At 43.4% G+C, this 555-nt stretch carries 1 protein-coding gene; it reads right to left on the minus strand.

Annotation, left to right across the window (positions count from 1 at the left end; translation table 11 throughout):
* Positions 1–474 (minus strand): IS110 family transposase (locus CWC03_RS22340; RefSeq protein WP_171040311.1); only part of this gene is annotated, 474 nt, incomplete at its 3' end.
* Positions 475–555 lie beyond the last annotated feature (81 nt).

Below are 555 nucleotides of genomic sequence, written 5' to 3' on the forward strand. Positions count from 1 at the left end.
GGTTAACGCTGCATCGCCTTGATTAATGACAACACCAAACTCTAATAGCAAGCCACGTATTTGATTTGAAAGCTGAGTCTTTTGTTTATCTATTAAGGCTCTCGCTTGGCTCAATGACTGCAACGTTTGCTCTTCAACCGTCATGATTTTACAGGGCTTCACGTTATATGCTTGGCTTGCACTGGCAATAGCGAGGACATCATTTGCATCGGTTTTTTGGCCTTGCCTAAACGCTTTAACAAATTTAGGGGGAAGCAACATGACATCGTGCCCCAGCGACAGCGCTTTTCGAGCAATATGCTGGGCGCTGCCACAAGCTTCCATCACGACCTTTGAACCCTCGGCTTTTGCTAGCAACTCAAGCATAGGCTCACGTTTCATTGGCTTATTAAACTTGAGTTTATTGCCTTTCAGCTGTGCTACTTGGAAAATGTTTTTTGCCAAGTCGATAGCAATTAAATTAGACTGTGTCATGTATGGACTCCTTATTTGGTAAAAGTGTTTTGCAATATCTTTATACCGTACTCTCCCGTTAAGGGGGAGGAGTCCATACAT

Source organism: Pseudoalteromonas sp. S2755, from assembly GCF_005886535.1.
In the GTDB taxonomy this organism is placed as follows: domain Bacteria; phylum Pseudomonadota; class Gammaproteobacteria; order Enterobacterales; family Alteromonadaceae; genus Pseudoalteromonas.